Annotated in this window: 1 tRNA gene and 3 rRNA genes; all 4 read left to right on the top strand. The window is 49.6% G+C overall.

The window, feature by feature from the left end:
- The first annotated feature begins 208 nt into the window (after positions 1-208).
- The 4 genes from HMPREF2685_RS00770 (at position 209) to rrf (ending at position 5,102) form a co-directional block, all read left to right on the top strand.
- Positions 209-1,756 (top strand): 16S ribosomal RNA (locus HMPREF2685_RS00770).
- 53 nt (positions 1,757-1,809) lie between these two features.
- A tRNA-Ala gene (locus tag HMPREF2685_RS00765) sits at positions 1,810-1,882 on the top strand.
- 123 nt (positions 1,883-2,005) lie between these two features.
- Positions 2,006-4,907 (top strand): 23S ribosomal RNA (locus HMPREF2685_RS00760).
- Between the two features lie 79 nt (positions 4,908-4,986).
- Positions 4,987-5,102 (top strand): 5S ribosomal RNA (gene rrf / locus HMPREF2685_RS00755).
- Together the 16S, 23S and 5S rRNA genes with 1 tRNA gene alongside form the textbook arrangement of a ribosomal RNA operon.

Below are 5,102 nucleotides of genomic sequence, written 5' to 3'. Positions count from 1 at the left end.
AAAAAATAAATTTTTTTGAGAAAAAGTGTTGACAGTAAGGGTAGGTCATGATATACTAATATAGTTGTCGCGCGAGAGCGACAAAGACCTTTGAAAACTGAACAAGACGAACCAATGTGCAGGGCGCTATAACGAAAGTTATAGTAACTGAACAATAAAAAAACAATAAATCTGTCAGTGACAGAATGAGTTTAAGACAAACAATTATTTTAATGAGAGTTTGATCCTGGCTCAGGATGAACGCTGGCGGCGTGCCTAATACATGCAAGTAGAACGCTGAAGCTTGGTGCTTGCACCGAGCGGATGAGTTGCGAACGGGTGAGTAACGCGTAGGTAACCTGCCTCTTAGCGGGGGATAACTATTGGAAACGATAGCTAATACCGCATAAAAGTCGATATCGCATGATGTTGATTTGAAAGGTGCAATTGCATCACTAAGAGATGGACCTGCGTTGTATTAGCTAGTTGGTGAGGTAACGGCTCACCAAGGCGACGATACATAGCCGACCTGAGAGGGTGATCGGCCACACTGGGACTGAGACACGGCCCAGACTCCTACGGGAGGCAGCAGTAGGGAATCTTCGGCAATGGGGGCAACCCTGACCGAGCAACGCCGCGTGAGTGAAGAAGGTTTTCGGATCGTAAAGCTCTGTTGTAAGAGAAGAACGAGTGTGAGAGTGGAAAGTTCACACTGTGACGGTAACTTACCAGAAAGGGACGGCTAACTACGTGCCAGCAGCCGCGGTAATACGTAGGTCCCGAGCGTTATCCGGATTTATTGGGCGTAAAGCGAGCGCAGGCGGTTAGATAAGTCTGAAGTTAAAGGCTGTGGCTTAACCATAGTACGCTTTGGAAACTGTTTAACTTGAGTGCAGAAGGGGAGAGTGGAATTCCATGTGTAGCGGTGAAATGCGTAGATATATGGAGGAACACCGGTGGCGAAAGCGGCTCTCTGGTCTGTAACTGACGCTGAGGCTCGAAAGCGTGGGGAGCAAACAGGATTAGATACCCTGGTAGTCCACGCCGTAAACGATGAGTGCTAGGTGTTGGGTCCTTTCCGGGACTCAGTGCCGCAGCTAACGCATTAAGCACTCCGCCTGGGGAGTACGACCGCAAGGTTGAAACTCAAAGGAATTGACGGGGGCCCGCACAAGCGGTGGAGCATGTGGTTTAATTCGAAGCAACGCGAAGAACCTTACCAGGTCTTGACATCCCTCTGACCGCTCTAGAGATAGAGTTTTCCTTCGGGACAGAGGTGACAGGTGGTGCATGGTTGTCGTCAGCTCGTGTCGTGAGATGTTGGGTTAAGTCCCGCAACGAGCGCAACCCCTATTGTTAGTTGCCATCATTGAGTTGGGCACTCTAGCGAGACTGCCGGTAATAAACCGGAGGAAGGTGGGGATGACGTCAAATCATCATGCCCCTTATGACCTGGGCTACACACGTGCTACAATGGCTGGTACAACGAGTCGCGAGTCGGTGACGGCAAGCTAATCTCTTAAAGCCAGTCTCAGTTCGGATTGTAGGCTGCAACTCGCCTACATGAAGTCGGAATCGCTAGTAATCGCGGATCAGCACGCCGCGGTGAATACGTTCCCGGGCCTTGTACACACCGCCCGTCACACCACGAGAGTTTGTAACACCCGAAGTCGGTGAGGTAACCGTAAGGAGCCAGCCGCCTAAGGTGGGATAGATGATTGGGGTGAAGTCGTAACAAGGTAGCCGTATCGGAAGGTGCGGCTGGATCACCTCCTTTCTAAGGAAATGGAAACCTGTACGTTGGTCTTGTTTAGTTTTGAGAGGTCTTGTGGGGCCTTAGCTCAGCTGGGAGAGCGCCTGCTTTGCACGCAGGAGGTCAGCGGTTCGATCCCGCTAGGCTCCATTAACACTGTAAGGGTGTTAAGATTGAACATTGAAAATTGAATATCTATATCAAATAGTAACAAGAAAATAAACCGAAACGCTGTAAATATTTAAAGAGTTTAGGTCGCAAGACCAAAAATAAGGTTAAGTTAATAAGGGCGCACGGTGGATGCCTTGGCACTAGAAGCCGAAGAAGGACGTGACAAACGACGAAATGCTTTGGGGAGCTGTAAGTAAGCGACGATCCAGAGATGTCCGAATGGGGGAACCCACTAGCTAATGGCTAGTACTCCTATCTGTTAAGGATAGGTAGAGGAAGACGCAGTGAACTGAAACATCTAAGTAGCTGCAGGAAGAGAAAGCAAAAGCGATTGCCTGAGTAGCGGCGAGCGAAACGGCAGGAGGGCAAACCGAAGAGTTTACTCTTCGGGGTTGTAGGACTGCAATGTGGACTTAAAGATTATAGAAGAATGACATGGGAAGGTCAGCCAAAGAGAGTAAGAGCCTCGTATTCGAAATAGTCTTTATACCTAGCAGTATCCTGAGTACGGCGGGACACGAGAAATCCCGTCGGAATCTGGGAGGACCATCTCCCAACCCTAAATACTCTCTAGTGACCGATAGTGAACCAGTACCGTGAGGGAAAGGTGAAAAGCACCCCGGGAGGGGAGTGAAATAGAACCTGAAACCGTGTGCCTACAACAAGTTCGAGCCCGTTAATGGGTGAGAGCGTGCCTTTTGTAGAATGAACCGGCGAGTTACGATATGATGCGAGGTTAAGTTGAAGAGACGGAGCCGTAGGGAAACCGAGTCTGAATAGGGCGTCTTAGTATTATGTCGTAGACCCGAAACCATGTGACCTACCCATGAGCAGGTTGAAGGTGAGGTAAAACTCACTGGAGGACCGAACCAGGGCACGTTGAAAAGTGCTTGGATGACTTGTGGGTAGCGGAGAAATTCCAAACGAACTTGGAGATAGCTGGTTCTCTCCGAAATAGCTTTAGGGCTAGCGTCGACATTAAGATTCTTGGAGGTAGAGCACTGTTTGGGTGAGGGGTCCATCCCGGATTACCAATCTCAGATAAACTCCGAATGCCAATGAATTATGGTCGGCAGTCAGACTGCGAGTGCTAAGATCCGTAGTCGAAAGGGAAACAGCCCAGACCACCAGCTAAGGTCCCAAAATAATTGTTAAGTGGAAAAGGATGTGGGGTTGCACAGACAACTAGGATGTTAGCTTAGAAGCAGCTATTCATTCAAAGAGTGCGTAATAGCTCACTAGTCGAGTGACCCTGCGCCGAAAATGTACCGGGGCTAAAACAATTTACCGAAGCTGTGGATACCTTTATAGGTATGGTAGGAGAGCGTTCTATGTGTGGAGAAGGTGTACCGTGAGGAGCGCTGGAACGCATAGAAGTGAGAATGCCGGTATGAGTAGCGAAAGACAGGTGAGAATCCTGTCCACCGTAAGACTAAGGTTTCCAGGGGAAGGCTCGTCCGCCCTGGGTTAGTCGGGACCTAAGGAGAGACCGAAAGGTGTATCCGATGGACAACAGGTTGATATTCCTGTACTAGAGTATGTAGTGAAGGAGGGACGCAGTAGGCTAACTAAAGCGTGCGACTGGAAGTGCACGTCTAAGCAGTGAGGTGTGAATTGAGTTAAATGCTTAATTCTATAACATTGAGCTGTGATGGGGAGCGAAGTTTAGTAGCGAAGTTAGTGACGTCACACTGCCAAGAAAAGCTTCTAGCGTTAATCATACTCTACCCGTACCGCAAACCGACACAGGTAGTCGAGGCGAGTAGCCTCAGGTGAGCGAGAGAACTCTCGTTAAGGAACTCGGCAAAATGACCCCGTAACTTCGGGAGAAGGGGTGCTGGCTTTCAGTCAGCCGCAGTGAATAGGCCCAAGCAACTGTTTATCAAAAACACAGCTCTCTGCTAAATCGTAAGATGATGTATAGGGGGTGACGCCTGCCCGGTGCTGGAAGGTTAAGAGGAGTGCTTAGCGGTAACGCGAAGGTATGAATTGAAGCCCCAGTAAACGGCGGCCGTAACTATAACGGTCCTAAGGTAGCGAAATTCCTTGTCGGGTAAGTTCCGACCCGCACGAAAGGCGTAATGATTTGGGCACTGTCTCAACGAGAGACTCGGTGAAATTTTAGTACCTGTGAAGATGCAGGTTACCCGCGACAGGACGGAAAGACCCCATGGAGCTTTACTGCAGTTTGATATTGAGTGTCTGTGCCACATGTACAGGATAGGTAGGAGCCATTGATATCGGGACGCCAGTTTCGATGGAGGCGTTGTTGGGATACTACCCTTGTGTTATGGCCACTCTAACCCGGTAGGTTCATCATCTACGGAGACAGTGTCTGACGGGCAGTTTGACTGGGGCGGTCGCCTCCTAAAAGGTAACGGAGGCGCCCAAAGGTTCCCTCAGAATGGTTGGAAATCATTCGCAGAGTGTAAAGGTATAAGGGAGCTTGACTGCGAGAGCTACAACTCGAGCAGGGACGAAAGTCGGGCTTAGTGATCCGGTGGTTCCGTATGGAAGGGCCATCGCTCAACGGATAAAAGCTACCCTGGGGATAACAGGCTTATCTCCCCCAAGAGTTCACATCGACGGGGAGGTTTGGCACCTCGATGTCGGCTCGTCGCATCCTGGGGCTGTAGTCGGTCCCAAGGGTTGGGCTGTTCGCCCATTAAAGCGGCACGCGAGCTGGGTTCAGAACGTCGTGAGACAGTTCGGTCCCTATCCGTCGCGGGCGTAGGAAATTTGAGAGGATCTGCTCCTAGTACGAGAGGACCAGAGTGGACTTACCGCTGGTGTACCAGTTGTCTCGCCAGAGGCATCGCTGGGTAGCTATGTAGGGAAGGGATAAACGCTGAAAGCATCTAAGTGTGAAACCCACCTCAAGATGAGATTTCCCATGATTTTATATCAGTAAGAGCCCTGAGAGAAGATCAGGTAGATAGGTTAGGAGTGGAAGTTGTGTGAGCAATGGAGCGGACTAATACTAATAGCTCGAGGACTTATCCAAAGAGTCAAAAGATATTGACAACGAAAGGTTAACTTGTTAGAATATAGATGTTCAATTTTGAATGTTTAATCATTCAGAGTTAAGTGACGATAGCCTAGGAGATACACCTGTACCCATGCCGAACACAGCAGTTAAGCCCTAGAACGCCGGAAGTAGTTGGGGGTTGCCCCCTGTGAGATAAGGTAGTCGCTTAGC

The sequence above is a fragment of the Streptococcus sp. HMSC074F05 genome, assembly GCF_001808725.1.
In the GTDB taxonomy this organism is placed as follows: Bacteria; Bacillota; Bacilli; order Lactobacillales; family Streptococcaceae; genus Streptococcus; species Streptococcus parasanguinis_I.
The sequence above is the reverse complement of the archived record's forward strand: the minus strand, read 5'-3'. Positions and strand labels throughout refer to the sequence as shown.